Source organism: Herbidospora cretacea (assembly GCF_001570605.1).
GTDB classification, from domain to species: domain Bacteria; phylum Actinomycetota; class Actinomycetes; order Streptosporangiales; family Streptosporangiaceae; genus Herbidospora; species Herbidospora cretacea.
The window spans coordinates 242,452-260,034 of the sequence record NZ_BBXG01000001.1 but is presented as its reverse complement, the minus strand read 5'-3'; the positions used below and the strand labels follow the sequence as shown (position 1 = coordinate 260,034).

Here is a 17,583-nt window from a genome sequence, read left to right as displayed (position 1 = left end):
CTCCTGGAGGGGCGAGGTTCAGGACTTGCCGAACTCTTTGTTGATCAGGTCGAAGATCTCGTCGTCCGAGGCGAGGTCGAGCGCCTCGTCCTCGGCGTCGGCGCCCGGCCGGAACCGGGCCACGAGGTTCTCCAGGCGGGCCAGGATCGGCGCGCCGTCCTCGGCGCCGAGCGTGGCCAGGAGGGCCTCGATCTTGTCCAGCTCGCCGGCGGCCGCGTCGGCGGGCGCGCCGCCGGGGGCGAGCTCGCCGCGCAGGAACCGGGCCATGGCGACCGGGGTCGGGTAGTCGAACACCAGCGTCGAGGGCAGCCGCAGGCCGGTCACGGACGCCAGGCGGTTGCGCAGTTCGACGGCGGTGAGCGAGTCGAAGCCCATGTCGAGGAAGCCCCGGGTGGGCGCGACCGCGTCGGTGCGCTCGTAGCCGAGGACGATCGCGACGTGGGTGCGGACCAGCTCCATGACGAGGCGGTCGCGCTCGGTGTCGGTCGCGGCGGCCAGCTTCCCGGCCAGTTCGTTCGCCTCGGAGCCGCTGTCGGTCCTGGCCTCGGCCGCGGCCAGCACGCGCCGCACCTCGGGCAGGTCCCGCACCAGGCGGCTGGGCCGGGTGGAGGTGTAGGCCGGGTAGAACCGCTCCCAGTCGATGTCGCCGACCATCAGCACGGTGTCGCCGTGCTCGACCGCCTTGCGCATCGCGGCCAGGGCCCGGTCGGCGCGCATCGGCGGCATGCCGCTGCGGCGCAGCCGCGTCTCCACCAGGCCGCCGTCGGCCGCCATGCCGCCGTCGGCCCAGGGTCCCCAGCCGATCGAGGTGGCGGGCAGGCCCTGGGCGCGGCGCATCTCGGCGAGCGCGTCGAGGTGGGCGTTGGCGGCGGCGTAGCTGCCCTGCCCCGCCCCGCCGAGGGTGCCGGCGGCGGAGGAGAAGAGCACGAACGCGTCGAGGTCGCGGTCGAGGGTCAGTTCGTGCAGGTGCCGGGCGGCCTCGGTCTTGGGCTTGAGCACGTACTCGATCCGGTCGGGCGTCATCGAGACGACGATGCCGTCGTCCAGGACGCCGGCGGCGTGCACGACCGCCGTCAGGTCGGGCAGCGTCGCGAGCAGGGCCTCCAGGGCGGCGCGGTCGGCGGCGTCGCAGGCCGCGACGGTGACCCGCGCGCCCAGCGCCTCCAGTTCCGCCTGGAGTTCCGGCGCGCCCTCGGCGTCCGGCCCTCTCCGGCTGGTGAGCACCAGGTGCCCGGCCCCTTCGGCGGCGAGCAGGCGGGCGACGTGGGCGCCCAGGGCGCCGGTGCCGCCGGTGACGAGCACGCTGCCGCGCGGGGTCCACTCGCCTCCCGTGCCGGTCAGCGGGGCCCGGACGAGCCGGCGGGCCAGCACCCGGCCCTCGCGCACGGCCACCTCGTCCTCGCCGGTCGAGCCGGACAGGACGGTCAGCAGGCCGATGCGGGCCAGGTCGTCGAAGACGGGCGGCAGGTCGATGAGGCCGCCCCACTGGGCGGGGTGCTCCAGGGCGGCCACCCGGCCGATGCCCCAGATCTGGGCCTGCTCGGCGCTGCGGACGTCCGGTCCGGCCGCCCCCCGGGTGACGCACCACAGGGGCACCTCGACCCCGGCCTCGACGACGGCCCGCACCAGCGTGACGGTCCGGTCGAGGCCCAGGGTGAGCGCGGGGTGGCCGGGGCGCGGGTTGACGTCCAGGGCGAGCAGGGAGACCACCCCGGCCAGGCCGTCGGCCTCGCGGAGGATCTCGGCGACGCGCTCGCCGGGGGTGTCGGCCGGGACGGAGATCACGTCGGCCCCGCCCACGGCGAGGGTCTCGGCCATCGCCGGGTCCTCGCCGACGAGCACCCAGGTGCCCGGGACGACGGCGGAGCCGCCCTCGACCGGCACCCAGGTCGTCGTGTAGCGCCAGCTCGCGGTGTCGTCGTGGCGGGCCCGCCGCCAGGCGGTGATGGCCGGGAGCACCTCCGAGAGCGGCCGGGTGGCGTCGACGCCGAGGAGCTCGGCCAGCTCGCCGCGCTCGGCCGCGTCCCAGAAGCCGCTGTCCTCGGCCTCCGGGAAGCGGGCCTCGATCTCGGGCCAGAACCGGCCGCGCTGGAACGGGTAGGTCGGCAGGGCGACCCGGCCCCTGGGGCCGCCGAAGACGGCGTCCCAGTCGAGCCTGACGCCGTGGACGTGGAGCTGGGCGACGGCGGTCATCAGCGCGTGGCCCTCGGGCCGGTCTCCGCGCAGCGCCGGGACGAGCAGCAGGTCGCCGCCGTCGAGGCAGCCCTGCGCGAGCGCGGTCAGCACGCCGTCGGGGCCGATCTCGACGAACCGGGTGACCCCCTCGGCGGCCAGCGCGGCGATCCCGTCGCGGAACCTGACGGCCTGGCGCACGTGCCTGACCCAGTAGTCAGGGTCGGTCAGCTCGGTCGCGACCGCGCCGGTGACGTTGGAGACGACCGGGATCAGCGGCGGGTGGAAGGTCAGCCCCGAGGCGATCCGGCGGAACTCCGCCAGCATCGGGTCCATGTGGGCCGAGTGGAAGGCGTGCGAGACGTTGAGCCGCTTGGTCTTGCGGCCCCGGGCCGCCCAGAGGCCGGCGACGGCGCGGGCGTCGGCGTCGTCGCCGGAGACCACGACGGCCCTGGGCCCGTTGATCGCGGCGATGTCGACGTTTCCGGTGAGGGTGGCGCGGACCTCGTCCTCGGACGCCTGGATGGAGATCATCGCGCCGCCGGGCGGGAGCTCCTGCATCAGCGTGCCGCGCGCGGCGACCAGGGTGCACGCGTCCTCCAGGGACAGCACCCCGGCGACGTGGGCGGCGGTCAGCTCGCCGATCGAGTGGCCGGCCACGAAGTCGGGCCGCAGGCCCCACGACTCGGCCAGCCGGAACAGCGCGACCTCGATGGCGAACAGGCTGGCCTGCGTGTACTTCGTCTGGTGCAGGGCGTCGTTCATGCCGTCGGCGGCGAAGATGACCTCGCGCAGCGGCCGGTCGAGGGCGGCGTCGAGGTGGGCGCAGGCCTGGTCGAACGCCTCGGCGAAGACGGGGAAGCTCTCGTAGAGCTCGCGGCCCATCCCGGCCCGCTGGGCGCCCTGGCCGGTGAACAGCACCGCCAGCAGCCCGTCGGAGGTGACGCCCTGGACCAGCCCGGCGGCGGCCCCGCCGGTGGCGAGGGCGTCGAGGCCGTGGAGCAGTCCGTCGGTCTCCTGGCCGACGACGACGGCCCGGTGCTCGAAGGAGGCGCGGGCGGTGGCCAGGGTGTGGCCCACGGCGGCCGGATCGGCGTCGGCGCGTCCGGAGAGGTGGTCACGCAGGCGGGCGGCCTGCGCGCGGAGCGCCTCCTCGCTGCGGCCGGAGACCAGCCACGGCACGGTCGACAGGCCCGAGTCCGGCGCGGGCGGGGCCGGGACGGCCGGGGGCGCCTCTTCGATGATCACGTGGGCGTTGGTGCCGCTCACGCCGAAGGAGGAGACGCCCGCGCGGCGCGGCCGGTCACCGGCCGGCCAGGCCTGGGCCTGCTGGAGGAGTTCGACGCGGCCGGCCGTCCAGTCGATCTCGGCGGAGGGCCGCTCGGCGTGCAGGGTCTGAGGCAGCAGGTCGTGCTGGAGGGCGAGCACCATCTTGATGACCCCGGCGACGCCGGCCGCCGCCTGGGTGTGGCCGATGTTCGACTTCGACGAGCCCAGCTTGAGCGGCTCGGCGCGGTCCTGGCCGTAGGTGGCCAGCAGCGCCTGAGCCTCGATCGGGTCGCCGAGCCGGGTGCCGGTGCCGTGCGCCTCCACGGCGTCGACCTCCGGGGCGGTCAGCCGCGCGTTGGCGAGCGCCTGGCGGATGACCCGCTGCTGCGAGGGTCCGTTCGGCGCGGTCAGGCCGTTCGACGCGCCGTCCTGGTTGACGGCCGAGCCCCGGACCACCGCGAGGACCGGGTGGCCGTTGCGCTCGGCGTCCGACAGCCGCTCCAGGAGGAGGACGCCCGCGCCCTCGCCCCAGCCGGTGCCGTCGGCGTCGTCGGAGAAGGGCTTGCAGCGGCCGTCCTCGGCGAGGCCGCGCTGCTTGCTGAAGCCGATGAACGCGCCCGGCGTCGCCATGACGGTGACGCCGCCGGTCAGGGCGAGCGTGCACTCGCCCTGGCGGAGCGCCTGGACCGCGAGGTGCAGGGCGACCAGCGACGCGGAGCAGGCCGTGTCGACGGTGACCGCCGGGCCCTCCAGCCCGAGGGCGTAGGAGAGGCGGCCGGACACCACGCTGGCGGCGTTGCCGGTGGTCAGGTAGCCGTCGGTGTCGACCTGCCCGGCGATGAGCAGGGCCGCGTAGTCCTGGCCGTTGGTGCCGGCGAAGACGCCCGTGGGGCTGCCCTTGAGCGACGACGGGTCGATCCCGGCGCGCTCGACGGCCTCCCACGCGACCTCGAGGAGGAGCCGCTGCTGCGGGTCCATCGCGACGGCCTCACGCGGGGCGATGCCGAAGAAGCCGGGGTCGAAGCCGGCGGCGTCGTACAGGAACGCGCCTTCGCGGGCGTAGCTGGTGCCGGGGCTGTCGGGGTCGGGGTCGTACAGGGCCTCGACGTCCCAGCCCCGGTCGGCGGGGAACGGGCCGACGGCGTCGACTCCCCCGGCGAGCAGGTCCCAGAACTCCTCGGGGGTGGTGACCCCGCCGGGGAAGCGGCAGCCCATCGAGACGATGGCGATCGGCTCGTCGGAGGCGGCGGCCGTGAGGGGCGCGGTCTCCTCCTCCTGTACGCCGGTCAGCTCGCCGCGCAGGAACGCGGCCAGGGCGGCGGGGGTCGGGTGGTCGAACACCATCGTGGCCGGGAGCCGCAGGCCGGTCGCCGTGGCGACGAGGTTGCGCAGCTCGACGCTGGTCAGCGAGTCGAAGCCGAGCTCCTTGAAGGGCTTGCCGGGCTCGATCGTCGCGGGTGTGGCGTGCCCGAGGACGGCGGCGACCTGGGTGCGGACCAGGTCGAGCAGTTCCCGCTCGGAGATCCCGGCCGTGGCGGCGGGCGTGGCGGCGGGGGCGGGCGTCTCGGCGCGGCGCGACTCCGGCACCCCGTCGAGGATCGGCCGGGGGCGGGCGGCGGTGAAGGCCGGGGCGAACCGCTCCCAGTCGACGTCGGCGACGCTGACCGCGGTGTCGCCGCAGTCGAGCGCGCGCTGGAGGGCGGCCAGCGCCAGGGCGGGCCGCATCGGCGCGAGGCCGCTGCGGCGCATCCGCGCCTCGATCCGCTCCTCGGTCGCGAGGCCCGCCTCGGCCCAGGGGCCCCACGCCACCGAGGTGGCGGCCAGGCCCGCGTCGCGCCGGTGCCGGGCGAGGGCGTCGAGGTAGGCGTTGGCGGCGGCGTAGTTGCCCTGCCCGGCCGCGCCGAGCGTGCCCGCGATCGAGGAGAACAGCACGAACGCGTCGAGGTCCCCGGTCAGCTCGTGGAGGTTCCGGGCGGCGTCGGCCTTGACGGCCATCACCCGGTCGAAGCGCTCACCGGTCATGGTCTCGACCAGGCCGTCGTCGAGCACGGCGGCGGCGTGGAAGACCGACCTCACGGGGTGCTCGGCCAGGAGGGCGGCCAGGGCGTCGCGGTCGGCGACGTCGCAGGCCACGACCGTCGCGCCCAGTTCCGCCGCGAGCTCGGCCGCGCCCGGGGCGGCGGGCCCCGAACGGCTGACCAGGAGCAGGTCGCGGGCGCCCAGGTCGTGCAGCCAGCGGGCGACGAGGCGGCCGAGGCCGCCGGTGCCGCCGGTGATCAGGACGGCGCCCTCGGGCCGCCACGGGGTCCCGGCCTCGCCGGTCGCCCGGGTGAGCCGGGCGGCGAAGACGCCGGAGGACCGGATGGCGAGCTGGTCCTCCGCGCCGATCCCGGCCAGGACGGTGGCGAGCCGGGCGGCGGCGCGCGCGTCGAGGTCGGCGGGCAGGTCGATCAGGCCGCCCCAGCGGTCGGGGTGTTCCAGGCCGATCACCCGGCCGAGGCCCCAGAGCGGCGCCTGGCCGGGGTCGGTCAGGGCGTCGGAGCGGCCGACGCTCACCGCGCCCTGGGTGACCAGCCACAGCGGCGCGGTCACGCCGTTCAGCGCGCGGACCAGGTCGGCGGTCCGGGCCAGGGCGTCGTCGCCGATCAGCGACAGCACGCCGGCCGGTTCTGGGAGGGCGGTCAGGTCGTCGCCGGGGGCGGCGACCACGACGTCGGCCCCGTGGCCGGCCAGCGCCGCCGCGACGGGGTGGCCGGGGTCGTCGGTGACGACGAGCCAGGTGCCGTGGAGCGTGCGGGCGGGCGGGGTGAGCGGCTTCCAGGTGGTGACGTAGCGCAGCGCGTCGACCGCCGAGGTCTCCCTGCGCCGCCGCCGCCACGACGCCAGCGCGGGCAGCGAGTCGCCGAGCGAGCCGAGGTCGAGCGCGGCCAGGCCGTCGAGGTCCTCGCGTTCGACGGCCTCCCAGAAGGCGGCGTCGAGCGGGTCGGCCGCCGCGACGGCCGGGGCGGCCGGGGCCGGCCAGTAGCGCTGCCGCTGGAAGGCGTAGGTGGGCAGCTCGACCGGCGGGCCGCCGAGCTTCCAGTCGACCGGCACGCCGTTCGCGAACGCCTGGCCGAGCGAGGTGAGGAAGCGCCCGAGGCCGCCCTCGTCGCGGCGCAGCGACCCGAGGACCGACGCGGCGGAGTTCTGCGCGTCGAGCGTCTCCTGCGTCGGCACGGTGAGCACCGGATGCGGGCTGACCTCGATGAACGTGCCGAAGCCCTGCTCGGCGAGGGCGCGGACGGCCTCGTCGAAGCGCACGGTCCGCCGCAGGTTGGTGTACCAGTACTCGGCGTCCATGGTCGTGGTGTCGAGCCAGTCGGCGGTGACGGTCGAGAAGAGCGGGATCTCGGCGGCGCGCGGCCGCACCCCGGCCGTGAGGTCGAGCAGCGTCTCGCGCATCTCCTCCATGTGGTGGGAGTGGGAGGCGTAGTCGACCGGCACCATCCGGGCGCGGACGCCGTCGGCGTCGCAGCGGGCCTTCAGCTCGGCGAGGGCCTCGACGTCGCCGGAGACGGTCGTCGAGGTCGGCCCGTTGGCCGCGGCGACCGCCAGGCGGTCGTCCAGGTCGAGCTCGCCGGCGGCCCGGAAGACCGACATCATGCCGCCGCGTCCCGAGAGCGTGGACAGGGCCCTGCTGCGCAGCGCCACGACGGCGGCGGCGTCCTCGATGCTGAGAGCGCCCGCGACGCAGGCGGCGGCGATCTCACCCTGCGAGTGGCCGACGACGGCCGAAGGCTCGACGCCGTGGGAGCGCCAGAGCGCCGCCAGCGAGACCATCACGGCCCAGAGCGCGGGCTGGACGACGTCGGTCCGCTCCAGCGAGCCGCCGCGCACGGTCTCGATCAGCGGCCAGTCGACGTGGGGCGCGAGCGCCTCGGCGCACTCGGCCATCCGGGCCGCGAACACCGGGGAGGTGTCGAGCAGCTCGGCGGCCATGCCGATCCACTGCGACCCCTGGCCGGGGAAGACCATCACGACCTTGCCGGCCGCCGGGGTCGCGGTGCCGCGCACCAGCCCGGCCGCCGACCGGCCGGAGGCCAGCGCGTCGAGGGCGGGGCGGTCGAGGACGACGGCGCGGTGGTCGTGCAGCGTGCGGGTGGTGAGCAGCGAGGCGGCCACCCGGGCGGGGTCGGAGACCGGCCAGTCGCGGAGCCGGGCGGCCTGCTCGCGCAGCGCCTCCCCGCTCTTGGCCGACAGCACCCACGGGACGATCTCCGGCTGCGCGGTTGCGGCGACCGGCTCCGGCTCGGGGGCCTGCTCCAGGATGACGTGGGCGTTGGTGCCGCTGAGGCCGAAAGACGACACGCCGGCCCGGCGGGGGCGGCCGGTCTCGGGCCACGGCATGGTCTCGCGGACCAGCTCGACCGCGCCCGCCGACCAGTCGACGTGCGACGACGGCGCGTCCACGTGGATGGTCCGCGGGAGGGCGGCCCGCTGGAGGGCGAGCACCATCTTGATGACCCCGGCGACGCCGGCGGCGGCCTGGGTGTGGCCGATGTTCGACTTCACCGAGCCGAGCCACAGGGGTTCGTCGCGGTCCTGCCCGTACGTGGCGAGCAGGGCCTGGGCCTCGATCGGGTCGCCCAGGGTGGTGCCGGTGCCGTGGGCCTCGACGGCGTCGACGTCGCGGGTGGTCAGGCGGGCGTTGGCGAGCGCCTGACGGATCACCCGCTGCTGCGACGGGCCGTTGGGCGCGGTCAGTCCGTTGGACGCGCCGTCCTGGTTGACCGCCGAGCCCCGGATGACGGCGAGGATCGGGTGGCCGTTGGCCTGGGCGTCGGCCAGGCGCTCGACCACGATCATGCCCGCGCCCTCGGAGAACCCGGCGCCGTCGGCGGCGTCGGCGAAGGCCTTGCAGCGGCCGTTGGCGGCCACGCCCTTCTGCCGGGTGAACTCGACGAACAGGCCCGGGGTGGACATGATCGTCGCGCCGCCCGCCAGGGCGAGCGTGCACTCGCCGCTCCGCAGCGCCTGGACGGCCATGTGCAGCGCCACCAGCGACGACGAGCAGGCCGTGTCGACGGTGACGGCCGGGCCCTCGATCCCGAGTGTGTAGGCGATCCGGCCGGACAGCACGCTCGCGGTGGTGCCGGTGGCGATGTAACCGCCGACGTCGTCGCCCGTGGTCATCAGCAGCGGCATGTAGTCCTGGCCGTTGGTCCCGGCGAAGACGCCGGTCGCGCTGCCCTTGAGCGAGAGCGGGTCGATCCCGGCCCGCTCCAGCGCCTCCCACGCGATCTCCAGCAGGACGCGCTGCTGCGGGTCCATCGCCAGCGCCTCGCGGGGCGAGATGCCGAAGAAGGCGGGGTCGAAGTCGGCCGCGTTGTCGAGGAAACCGCCCTCGGCGGCGTCGCTGGCCAGCCCGTCGAGGTCCCACCCCCGATCAGTGGGGAACGGGCCGACCCCGTCGGCGCCGGTGGAGAGCATCTCCCACAGGTCGGCGGGGGTGCCGACCCCGCCGGGGAGGCGCAGCCCGAGCCCGACGATGGCGATCGGCTCGTCGGAGGTCACCGTGGCGGTCGCGGCGGTCACCTCGCCCTGGGTGCCGAGCAGTTCGTCCCTGATGTACGCGGCCAGCACGCCCGGGTTCGGGTAGTCGAACACCAGCGTGGCGGGCAGCCGCAGCCCGGTCGCGGCGGTGAGGCGGTTGCGCAGGTCGACGGCGGTGAGCGAGTCGAAGCCGAGCTCCTTGAAGGCCCGGCCCGCGTCGATCGCCTCGGGCGTGGCGTGGCCGAGCACCTCGGCGACCTGGCCCCGGACGAGATCGAGCACCAGGGCGTCGCGGTCGGCGGGCGAGAGCCCGGCCAGCCGGTCGGAGACGGTCTCCGGCGCGGCCCCGGCCCTCACCCGGTCGCGCAGTTCGGGCAGGTCGGCCAGCGCGGGCGGGATCGAGGCCCCGGTACGCGAGTCGGTCGAGGCGGCCCAGTCGACGTCGGCGACGGCGACGAACGTCTCGTCGAGCGCGAGCGCCTGGCCGAGCAGGGTGAGCGCCTTGGCCGGGTCGAGCGACCGGCCGCCGCGCCGCTTCATCTGCTCCTCGACGACGTCGGCCCCGGCCATGCCGTCACCGGCCCAGTGGCCCCAGCCCATCGACAGGGCGGGCAGCCCGAGCGAGCGGCGGTGGTGCGCGAGGGCGTCGAGGTAGGCGTTGCCGGGGGCGTAGTTCCCCTGTCCGGCCACGCCGTAGGAGCCGGCGAAGGAGGAGAACAGCACGAAGAAGGCCAGGTCACCGGTGAGTTCGTGCAGGTTGCGGGCCGCGTCGACCTTCACCCGCAGGACCCGGTCGAGCTGGCCCGGGGTGAGGGCGTCGATGACGGCGTCGTCGAGGATGGCGGCGGTGTGCACCACGCCCCGCACCGGGTGGGTCTCCAGCAGGATCGCGAGCTGCTCGCGGTCGGAGACGTCGCAGGCCACGATCGTGGCGTCCAGTTCGGCCGCCAGCTCCGTCGCGCCGGGGGCGTTGGGGCCCGAGCGGCTGACCAGGAGCAGGTCGCGGGCGCCGTTCTCGTGGAGCCAGCGGGCGACCTGCGCGCCGAGCGCGCCGGTGCCGCCGGTGACCAGGATCGTGCCCTCGGGCATCCAGTCGCGGGGCGCGCGGGCCGGGCGGACGCCGTGGGCGAGGCGGCGGGCGAACACTCCGGACGGGCGGATGGCGAGTTCGTCCTCGGGGCCGTGCAGGGCGGCGATCAGGTCGTCGCGGCGGTAGCCGTCGGCGAGGTCGATGATGCCGCCCCAGCGGTCGGGGTGCTCGGCGGCGGCGACCCGGCCGAAGCCCCACAGGAGCGCCTGGTCGGGGCTGGTCAGGCCGTCGAGCGAGACCGCGCCGTCGGTGACGCACCACAGCGGCGCGCCGACTCCGGCGTCGCCGAGCGCCTGGACCAGGGTGAGCGTGCCGGTCAGCGTGCCGAGCAGCGAGACCACGCCGTCGGCCGGGGTGAGGAGGGAGGCCCAGGCCGCGCGGTCGGGGTCGCCGACCTCGACGACCGTGCCGCCGATCGCCGCGGCGATCCCCCGGTCGTCGCCGCCCTCGGGGACGACGACCAGCCAGGTGCCGGTGGCCGGGGCGGCGGGCAGCGTGACGGGCTTCCAGTCGATCGTGTAGCGCCAGCCGTCGAGCTCGCCCGACTCCCGACGGGAGCGGTGCCAGGCCGACAGGGCGGGCAGCACCTCGGCCAGCGCCGGGCCGTTCTCGACCCCCAGAGTGGTGGCCAGCTCGTCGAGGTCGGCGCGGGCGACGACCTCCCAGAAGGCCGCGTCGGCCGGGCCCTGCGCGGGGGCCGCCTTCGGGATCGACGGCCAGAACCGGCTGCGCTGGAACGCGTAGGTCGGCAGGGGGACGCGGACCGCGCCCGTGCCGGAGAAGACGGCCGGCCAGTCGACCGGGACGCCCTGGACGTGGGCCTCGGCCACCGACAGCAGAAAGCGGCCCAGGCCGCCCTCGCCCCGGCGCAGCGTGCCCACGACGGCGGCGTTCCCGGCCGTCTCCTGGATCCCGGCGGTCAGACCGGGATGCGGGCTGACCTCGACGAACGCGCCGTATCCCTGGCGGACGAGGCCCTTGACTGCGTCCTCCAGCAGGACGGTGCCGCGCAGGTTCCGGTACCAGTACCCGGCGTCCATCGTGGTGGTGTCGAGCCAGTCGCCGGTGACGGTGGAGAAGAACGGGACCTCGCTCACGCGGGGCGTGACCCCGGCCAGCAGCGTCAGCAGCTCGTCGTGGATGACCTCGACGTGGTGGGAGTGGGAGGCGTAGTCGACCGGGATGACCCGGGTGCGCACGCCGTCGAGGCGTTCGCGCAGCTCGGTCAGGGCGTCGACGTCGCCGGAGACGACGACGGACGACGGGCCGTTGATCGCGGCGATCGAGAGGCGGTCGTCGAGGTCGAGCTCGGCGGCGGGCAGCGCGACCGACATCATGCCGCCCCGGCCCGCGATCGCGCCCAGCGCCTTGCTGCGCAGCGCCACGACGGCGGCGGCGTCCTCGATGCTGAGGGCGCCCGCGACGCAGGCGGCGGCGATCTCGCCCTGCGAGTGGCCGACCACGGCGGCGGGCTCGACGCCGTACGACCGCCAGAGGGCGGCCAGCGAGACCATGACGGCCCAGAGCGCGGGCTGCACGACGTCGACGCGGTCGAGTTCGCCGTCGCGGACGACGTCGAGCAGCGACCAGTCGACGTGGGGGGCCAGGGCGTCGGCGCACTCGCCCATCCGGTCGAGGAAGACCGCTGAGGTCTCCATCAGCTCGGCGGCCATGCCCGCCCACTGGGACCCCTGGCCGGGGAAGACCATGACGACCCGCTCGGCGTCCCGGGCGGCGACGCCGGTGACCAGGCCGGGGCGGGTGCGCCCGGCGGCGAGCGCGTCGAGGCCCGCCGGGTCGAAGACGACCGCGCGGTGGTCGAGCGAGGCGCGGGTGGTGACGAGCGAGTAGCCGACGTTCACGACGTCTGCCGGGATATCGGCCGGGGCGTGGTCGCGGAGCCGGGCGGCCTGGGCGCGCAGCGCCTCGGGCGACCGGGCCGACAGCACCCACGGGGTGGTCTCCAGCGGGGTGGCCGCCTCGGCGGGGGCGGTCTCGGGGGCCTGCTCCAGGATGGTGTGGGCGTTGGTGCCGCTGAAGCCGAACGACGACACCGCCGCGCGGCGCGGGCGGCCGGTCTCGGGCCACGGGATCGTCTCGGTGAGCAGGCCGACCGCGCCGGAGGCCCAGTCGACGTGCGGGCTGGGCTCGTCGGCGTGCAGGGTCTTGGGCAGCACGCCGTGCTGGAGGGCCAGCACCATCTTGATCACCCCGGCGACGCCGGCGGCGGCCTGGGTGTGGCCGATGTTCGACTTCACCGAGCCGAGCCGCAGGGGTTCGGCGCGGTTCTGCCCATACGTGGCGAGCAGGGCCTGTGCCTCGATCGGGTCGCCCAGCGTGGTGCCGGTGCCGTGGGCCTCGACCGCGTCGACGTCGGCGGTGGTGAGGCGGGCGTTGGCGAGCGCCTGGCGGATGACGCGCTGCTGGGAGGGGCCGTTGGGGGCGGTGAGCCCGTTTGACGCGCCGTCCTGGTTGATGGCCGAACCCCGGACGATCGCCAGGACGGGATGCCCGTTGGCCTGGGCGTCGGACAGGCGCTCGACGACGAGCATGCCCGCGCCCTCGCCCCAGCCGGTGCCGTCGGCCCCGGCGGCGAACGCCTTGCAGCGCCCGTCGGGGGCCAGGCCGCGCTGGCGGGAGAACTCGACGAACGCGCCGGGCGTGGACATGACCGTCACACCGCCCGCGAGCGCGAGGGTGCACTCCCCCTGCCGCAGCGCCTGCACGGCCAGGTGCAGCGCGACCAGCGACGCCGAGCAGGCGGTGTCGACCGTGACGGCCGGGCCCTCCGTCCCGAAGGTGTACGCCAGCCGCCCCGACACCACGGAGGCCGCGTTCCCAGTGCCGAGATAACCCTCCGACCCCTCGGGGGCGCGCTGGGCGAGCTGCGCGTAGTCCTGGCCGTTGGTGCCGACGAACACGCCGGCCCGGCCGCCGCGCAGCGAGAGCGGGTCGATCCCGGCCCGCTCGAACGCCTCCCACGCGGTCTCCAGCAGCAGCCGCTGCTGCGGGTCCATGGCGAGCGCCTCGCGCGGTGAGATGCCGAAGAACTCGGCGTCGAACTCGGCCGCGCCGCGCAGGAACGCGCCTTCGCGGGTGTAGGAGGTGCCCGGGTTCTCCGGGTCGGGGTGGTAGAGGGCGTCGAGGTCCCAGCCCCGGTCCATCGGCAGCCCGGAGACGGCGTCGCCGCCGTCGACGAGCAGTCTCCACAGGTCCTCGGGGGTGTCGACGCCGCCGGGGAAGCGCAGGCCCATGCCGACGATCGCGATCGGCTCGTCGTCGGCGGCGACGACCAGGGGCGCGACCTCGGCCGGGGCGTGCTCCGCGCCGAGGAAGGCCGCCAGGGCCAGGGGGGTCGGGTAGTCGTACACGAGCGTGGGGGGCAGTTTGAGGCCGGTCGCGGCGCTGAGGCGGTTGCGCAGGTCGACGGCGGTCAGCGAGGTGAAGCCGAGGTCCTTGAAGGCGCGGGCCGGGTCGACCGACTCGGGCGAGGGGTGGCCGAGCACGACGGCGACGACGTCCCTGACCACTTCCAGCAGGACGCGGTCGCGGGCCGCGCCGGTGAGCCCGGCGAGCCGCCCGGCCAGGCCGGTGGGAGCCTCGGTCCGGGCCGGACGGCTCTCGGTCAGGTTGCTCAGCAGCGCGCCGGGATATCCCTGGGCGAACCGGTCCCAGTCGACGTCGGCGATCGCGACGACGCCCTGGCCGGCCTGCCGCAGCGCGTCGAGGGCCAGGTCGGGCGGCAGGACGGTGAGGCCGCCCCGGCGGACCCGGTCGGCGACCGCGGCGTCGTCGGCCATGCCGCCGTCGGCCCACGGGCCCCAGGCGATGGACGAGCCGGGCTTGCCCTCCGCGCGCCGCCTCTCGACGAGCGCGTCGAGGTAGGCGTTGGCGGCGGCGTAGTTGGCCTGCCCGGCGGAGCCGACGACGCCCGCCAGCGAGGAGAAGGTGATGAACGCGTCGAGGTCGCCGGTCAGTTCGTCGAGGTTGCGGGCGGCGTCGGCCTTGGCGGCGATGACGGCGTCCAGGCGCTCGGGGGTGAGACCGTCGATGACGCCGTCGTCGAGCACGCCCGCGGCGTGGACGACGGCGGTGACCGGTATGCGCTCCAGCAGCGCCCTGAGGGCCTCGCGGTCGGAGACGTCGCAGGCCACGACGGTGGCCGGGAGGTCGTCCGCGCCCGGCGCGCCGGGGCCGCGGCGGCTCGCGACGACGACTTGGGCGCCGCTCTCGGCCAGCCAGCCGACGACGCGGCGGCCGATCGCGCCGGTGCCGCCGGTGACCAGCACAGTCCCCGACGGCGTCCAGGCCGGTCCGGTGAGCGGCGCGCGGCCGAGGCGGCGGGCGAAGACCCCGGAGGTCCTGATCGCGACCTGGTCCTCGCCGCCCGCGAGCACCTGGCTCAGCAGGGGCGTGGTCCGTTCGTCGAGCACGGCGTCGACCAGCCCGCCCCACCGGTCGGGCAGCTCCATGGCGGCCGACCGGCCGAAGCCCCAGAGCATGGCCTGGTCGGGGTCGGTGACGGCGTCGGCGCCGCCGATGCCGACGGCGCCTTCGGTGAGGATCCAGAGCCGGGCGTCACCGGTGGTCTCGCCGATCGCCTGGGTGAGCGCGAGCGCCTGGCCGATCGTCGGCCGGACGGCGAGCACGCCCCGGACGTCGTCGTGCGCGGCCAGCCGCTCGGCCATGACCGCGCGGTCGGCGCAGGCCTCGACGACGACCGTCTCGGTGTCCAGCACGGGCGGCTCGACGCCCTCGGCGGCGACGATCAGCCAGCGGCCGTCGACGGAGCCGGCGGGCGGGGCCGAGGTCCACTCGACCCGGTAGCGCCACCGCTCGGCGCGCGAGTGCTCCCGGTGCTGCCGCCGCCAGCCGGCGAGGGCGGGCAGGACGACCTCCAGCGACTCCCGCTCGACGGCGAGTGTGCCGGCGAGGGCGTCGAGGTCCTCGTTCTCGACGGCGTCCCAGAACGCGCCGTCGACGGGCGTGGCCTCGGGCTCCCCGGCGTCGAGCCAGTAGCGCCGGTGGTCGAAGGCGTAGGTGGGCAGGTCGACGCGCTTCGCGCCGGGGAAGTCCCATTTGACGGCCGCGCCGCGCCGCCACATCCCGGCGAGCGCCCCGTAGAGGGCGGTGACCTCGTCCCGGTCCTTGCGCATCGTGGGGACGGCGTCGTCGACCATGGCGGAGAGCACGGCGTCGGGCCCGATCTCCAGCACCCGGACGGCGTCGAGCGCGTCGACGGCGTCGGTGAACCGGACGGTGGCGCGCACGTGCCTGACCCAGTATTCGGGGTCGGTCACGTCGGCCCCGACCTCGACCGACGACACGAACTCGACGGCCGGCGGGTGGAAGGAGATCCCGGCGAGGGCCCGGCGGAAGTCGTCGAGCATCGGCTCCATGAGGGCCGAGTGGAACGCGTGGGTGACGGACAGCCGTTTGGTCCGCTCGAACCGGGCGGCCTCGGCGAGCACGACGTCCTCGGGCCCCGAGATGACCACGGAGCGGGGGCCGTTGATCGCGGCGATGTCCACGCCGGGCGAGATCTCGTGCGGGGCAGCCTCGACGGCGACCATCGCGCCTCCGGCCGGGAGCGCCCGCATGAGCGCGCCGCGGGCGCGGAGCAGCGCGCAGGCGTCCTCCAGCGAGAGGACCCCGGCGACGTGCGCGGCGGCGATCTCGCCGATGGAGTGCCCGGCCACGACGTCGGGGGTGATCCCGAACGACTCGACGAGCCGGTGGAGGGCGACCTCCACGGCGAAGATCTCGGCCTGCGTGGACGTCTCCGGGAAGTGGGAGCGGACCTCGTCGAAGGCGGCGGCGAAGACGGGGAACTCGCGGTGGAGCCGCGCGCCCATGTTCTCGCGCTGCGACCCCTGGCCGGTGAACAGGAAGGCGGTCCTCCCCCGCCGGGGCTGCCCCGCCTCGACCGAGCGCAGACCGTTCAGGAGCTGCTCGCGGGTGCCGACGACGACGCCGCGCCACTCCATCGACGAGCGCCGGGTGAGCGAGAGGGCGACGTCGGCGGCGGACTCGCCGGTGACGAACCGCCTCAGCCGGTCGGCCTGCTCCTGGACGCCGCCCTCGGAGCGGGCCGACAGGATCCACGGCACCACCCGGTCGGGGGTGTCCGGGCTGTCGACGGCCGCCGCTTCCGGGGCCTGCTCGATGACGGTGTGGGCGTTGGTGCCGCTGATGCCGAACGACGAGACGGCCGCGCGGCGGGGGTTGCCGGTCTCCGGCCACGCCCGCTCCTCGGTGAGGAGGGCGACCCGGCCCGTGGTCCAGTCGACCATCGGGGTGGGCTCGTCGACGTGCAGGGTCCGGGGCAGCACGCCCGCGCGGATGGCCATGACCATCTTGATGATCCCGCCGACGCCCGCCGCCGCCTGGGTGTGGCCCAGGTTCGACTTGAGGGAGCCGAGCCACAGCGGCTCGTCGCGGTCCTGGCCGTAGGTGGCGATGACCGCCTGGGCCTCGATGGGGTCGCCGAGGGTCGTGCCGGTGCCGTGCGCCTCGACCGCGTCCACGTCGGAGGGGCTGAGGCGGGCGTTCTCCAGGGCGGCCCGGATGACGCGCTGCTGCGACGGGCCGTTGGGGGCGGTCAGGCCGGAGGACGCGCCGTCCTGGTTGACGGCCGTGCCGCGGATGACCGCGAGGACCGGGTGGCCATGGGCCAGGGCGTCCGAGAGCTTCTCGACCAGCAGGACGCCGACGCCCTCCGACCAGCCCGTGCCGTCGGCGCCGGCGGCGAAGGACTTGCAGCGTCCGTCGGGGGCCAGGCCGCGCTGGCGGCTGAAGTCGAGGAACGACGACGGGGTGGCCATCACGGTGACCCCGCCCGCCAGGGCCATCGTGCACTCGCCGCCGCGCAGCGACGTGACGGCCATGTGCAGGGCGACCAGCGAGGAGGAGCACGCGGTGTCCACCGTCACGGCCGGGCCTTCGAGCCCGAAGGTGTAGGCGACCCGGCCGGAGACGACCGAACCGGAGTTGCCGGTGCCGAGGAAGCCCTCGACGTCCTCGGGGAGGGAGCGCAGGCGGGAGGCGTAGTCGTGGTACATCACCCCGGCGAAGACGCCCGTCCTCGAGCCCTTCAGCGCGGCCGGGTCGAGGCCGGCCCGCTCGATCGCCTCCCACGACACCTCCAGCAGCAGCCGCTGCTGCGGGTCCATCGCGACGGCCTCGCGGGGCGAGATGCCGAAGAACCCCGCGTCGAAGTCCGCGGCCTCGTGCAGGAAACCGCCCTCGGAGACGTACGAGCCCCGGGAGAGGAAGTCCATGTCCCAGCCCCGGTCGGTCGGGAAGACGGAGATCCCGTCGCCCCCCGACGCCACCAGCGACCACAGGTCCTCCGGCGACCGGACGCCCCCGGGATAGCGGCAGCTCATCCCGACGATCGCGATCGGCTCGTGGTCCCGCTCCTCGGCCTCGCGCAGCCTCTGTCGGGTCTCGCGCAGGTCAGCGGTCGCACGCTTGAGGTAGTCGAGATACTTTTCCTCATTCACCATCTGACGTCACCA

1 protein-coding gene is annotated in these 17,583 nt (G+C 75.6%); it reads right to left on the bottom strand.

The features are described 5' to 3' along the window. Positions 1 to 18: 18 nt before the first annotated feature. A complete protein-coding gene (locus AW270_RS41685) occupies positions 19 to 17,571 on the bottom strand; it encodes a type I polyketide synthase (protein ID WP_061289088.1) in 17,553 nt (5,850 codons plus the stop codon). Positions 17,572 to 17,583: the final 12 nt, after the last annotated feature.